This window comes from Microcystis sp. M109S1 (genome assembly GCF_020247025.1).
Lineage (GTDB): Bacteria > Cyanobacteriota > Cyanobacteriia > Cyanobacteriales > Microcystaceae > Microcystis.
This window is the reverse complement of the sequence record NZ_JADBRW010000060.1, coordinates 1-3,632: the sequence shown is the minus strand read 5'-3', so window position 1 is coordinate 3,632 and position 3,632 is coordinate 1. Positions and strand designations below refer to the sequence as shown.

At 44.4% G+C, this 3,632-nt stretch carries 3 protein-coding genes; all 3 read left to right on the top strand.

The features are described from left to right. Nucleotides 1–33: 33 nt before the first annotated feature. The 3 genes from acnB (at nucleotide 34) to IM322_RS02780 (ending at nucleotide 3,445) form a co-directional block, all read left to right on the top strand. A complete protein-coding gene (gene acnB, locus IM322_RS02790) occupies nucleotides 34–2,643 on the top strand; it encodes a bifunctional aconitate hydratase 2/2-methylisocitrate dehydratase (RefSeq protein ID WP_287673151.1) in 2,610 nt (869 codons plus the stop codon). A 64-nt stretch (nucleotides 2,644–2,707) separates the two neighbouring features. Continuing rightward, nucleotides 2,708–2,977: a DUF2584 family protein gene (locus IM322_RS02785; protein WP_158199396.1), complete on the top strand. Its 270-nt coding sequence runs from the start codon at nucleotides 2,708–2,710 to the stop codon at nucleotides 2,975–2,977. 6 nt (nucleotides 2,978–2,983) lie between these two features. Beyond that, nucleotides 2,984–3,445, top strand: coding sequence for a hypothetical protein (locus IM322_RS02780; protein ID WP_287673152.1), 462 nt, complete (start codon nucleotides 2,984–2,986; stop codon nucleotides 3,443–3,445). Nucleotides 3,446–3,632: the final 187 nt, after the last annotated feature.

Genomic DNA, 3,632 nt, shown 5'->3' with positions numbered 1-3,632 from the left:
CGTCACAAGTGAAGACTAGGAGACAATAGACCTATGTTAGAAGCGTATCATCAGCACGTTGCCGACCGAGCGAAATTAGGTATCCCTCCCCTTCCCCTCAACGCTCAACAAACGGCGGAATTATGCGAAATGCTCAAAAATCCGACCGAAGAACTCAAGGGAGAATTGCTGACCCTGCTGCGTGACCGTGTTCCCCCCGGAGTTGATGAAGCCGCCTACGTTAAAGCGGGATTTTTAACAGGAATTGCTAAAGGTGAAATAAAATCTAACGTTATCTCCCCCCAAGGTGCGGTTAGCTTACTGGGAACCATGGTCGGTGGTTATAACGTTCATTCTCTGATTGAACTGCTTAAATCCAGAGATATTAATATCGCCGCTGCCAGTGCCAGTGCTTTAAGTAAAACCCTGCTGGTATTCGACGCATTTAACGAGGTTTTGGAATTATCCGACACCAATCCCTATGCTAAACAGGTTATCGATGCTTGGGCCAATGGCGCTTGGTTTATCGCTAAACCGAAACTTGCTAAAGAAATTACCGTCACCGTCTTCAAAGTCCCAGGAGAAACCAATACAGATGACCTATCTCCCGCTCCCCATGCCACCACCCGGCCCGATATTCCCCTTCATGCTTTGGTAATGTTAGAAACCCGTCAACCCGGGTCTTTAGAAACCATTGCCGAATTGAAAAAATTAGGCCATCCGGTCGCCTATGTGGGGGATGTGGTCGGGACGGGTTCCAGCCGAAAATCGGCAATTAACTCGGTTCTCTGGCATATTGGCGATGATATTCCCTTTGTGCCTAATAAACGTGCTGGTGGCTATATTTTAGGCAGTAAAATCGCCCCTATCTTCTTTAATACGGCCGAGGATTCCGGCGCTTTACCGCTTGAATGCGATGTTAGCCAAATGAACACGGGGGATGTGATTAAAATCTATCCCTACGAAGGCAAAATCACCAACGAAGCGGGCGCAACTATTAGCACTTTTAGCCTCAAACCTGAGACAATTCTGGATGAAGTGCGCGCCGGCGGTCGTATTCACCTCTTAATCGGTCGCAGTCTCACCGATAAAACCCGTCACGCCTTGGGACTTGAGGCTAGTACCCTATTTACTCGTCCAACTATGCCTAGTGACACGGGTAAAGGTTACACCCTAGCACAAAAAATGGTCGGCAAAGCTTGCGGTTTACCCGGGGTGCGGCCGGGTACTTCCTGTGACCCGATTATGACTACGGTAGGGTCTCAGGATACCACCGGCCCGATGACCAGAGACGAGTTAAAAGAGTTAGCCTGTTTAGGTTTTAGCGCCGATTTAGTCATGCAGAGTTTCTGTCACACGGCAGCCTATCCGAAACCGGTTGATATTCAAACTCATCACCAATTACCCGACTTTTTCTCTACCCGGGGTGGGGTCGCTTTACGTCCGGGAGATGGCATTATTCACTCCTGGTTAAATCGGATGTTATTGCCGGATACGGTGGGGACTGGAGGCGATTCTCATACTCGTTTTCCTTTGGGAATTTCCTTTCCTGCGGGGTCGGGTTTAGTGGCATTTGCCGCCGCTTTGGGAGTAATGCCGTTGGATATGCCAGAATCGGTTTTAGTGCGTTTTACGGGGGAATTACAACCCGGTGTGACTCTGCGGGATATTGTTAATGCCATTCCCTACGTCGCCATCCAAGAAGGCAAATTAACCGTAGAAAAACAGAACAAAAAAAATGTTTTTAACGGTCGCATTATGGAGATGGAAGGGCTGCCGGATTTGAAATTAGAACAGGCTTTTGAGTTAACCGATGCCACGGCGGAACGTTCCTGCGCTGGTTGTACGATTAAGTTAAGTCCGGAAACAGTGGCGGAATATTTACGCTCTAATGTGGCTCTGTTAAAAAATATGGCGGCCCGGGGTTATAGTGATGCCAAAACTATCCTACGTCGGGTCGCAAAAATGGAACAATGGTTAGCTAATCCCGTTCTGATGGAGGCGGATAAGGATGCCGAATATGCGGATATTATCACCGTCAACTTAAACGAGATTAAAGAACCAATTGTTGCCGCACCCAATGACCCGGATAATATCAAGTTAATGTCGGAATGCGCTGGGGATAAAATTGATGAGGTGTTCATCGGTTCTTGTATGACTAATATTGGTCATTATCGCGCCGCCGCTAAGATATTAGAAGGAGCAGGAGTTGCTAAGGCTAAACTGTGGATTTGTCCCCCCACCCGCATGGATGAAAAACAATTGCGCGATGAGGGAATGTACGGCATTTTTGCCGCTTCTGGGGCGCGTACCGAGATGCCTGGATGTTCCCTTTGTATGGGTAATCAAGCGCGGGTTGAAGACAGAGCGACGGTATTTTCTACCTCGACTCGTAACTTCAATAATCGCATGGGAAAAGATGCGCGAGTCTATCTCGGTTCCGCCGAATTAGCGGCGGTTTGTGCGCTGCTAGGACGCATTCCCACCGTTGAGGAATACCTGGCAATTGTCACTGAGAAAATTAATCCTTTTGCTGGCGATTTATACCGCTATTTGAACTTTAATGAAATCGCTGGTTTTGAGGATGAAGGCCGGGTGATTCCTTTGGAAGATTTACCTAAAATTGAGGATATCTTAGGGATTCCTTCAGGGGTTTTGAGTTAGTATGAGGTTTAGGGTGGGCTATGAAAAGCTCACCCTCTGCTCAGAAAATAAAGAGGTAAAATTTATGGGGATGCCCTGTGTCGTGAATAGTATTTTAAAGTTAAAACCATCTCAAGGTTATCCAGAAAGTTTGGAATTATCTAAACAGTATCAAGGGATCAAAGAAGATTATAGAATTATTCCTGTTGATGTTCCCATTCCTTTGGTAAATGAACATTGGGTTGCCTACGCAGATGTTATCATTGAAAAATTAGTTTGGGAAAATCGTCAAACAACAGTTTTATTTAGAATTGATAGGATTTATCCAGTACCTTTTATTGTCAAAGAAACTTGAAATTAGATGCAGGATCAACAACGAATAATTATTGCAAGAGTTATTAAGTATGAATTTGATTATTTTCTCAGAAAATTCAAGCCTTGGGAAAAACTCATATTTTTGTTATACTTAATGGTAGCGATTGTGACAGGTTTAGGGGATGCAAGTTCATTTTTTACGGGAGAGAATAGTCCTATACCCAGGGAATGGAAATTATTAAAAAGCCCTCAAATAGTTACGATTATATCTATTATTATCTTAGCAATTCCTGTTCTACTCTCTCAAACACAGACTGGACAAGATACTGTTGAACTTTTAGAAACAATTCGCTTAAACATTGTGCCAGCAATCAGTAGTTCTTTAGAAGAATTATCTGTTGATATAAAACAAAAATTTAATCTACAAGGCAATATCCGAGTATCCTTGTGGATACCAGTGAGACAAAAGTTATTTACTTGCAGGGTAATCGCACGTCGTTTTGTATAAAATGTAACAGACAGAGGTGACTGAATGTCGTGCCTAGCAGGGCGAACTGATATAAGTTAATCTGAGAGGAAGTAAAAAGTTACATAGTGTAGCAGTTGAGCATGGCATCCGGTTTTGGTCTCCTAGTTTTAAACCCCAAGCAAGAGCGAGAGGCAAAGGTTTTAAGAAACAGTGTCTTGAAACATTT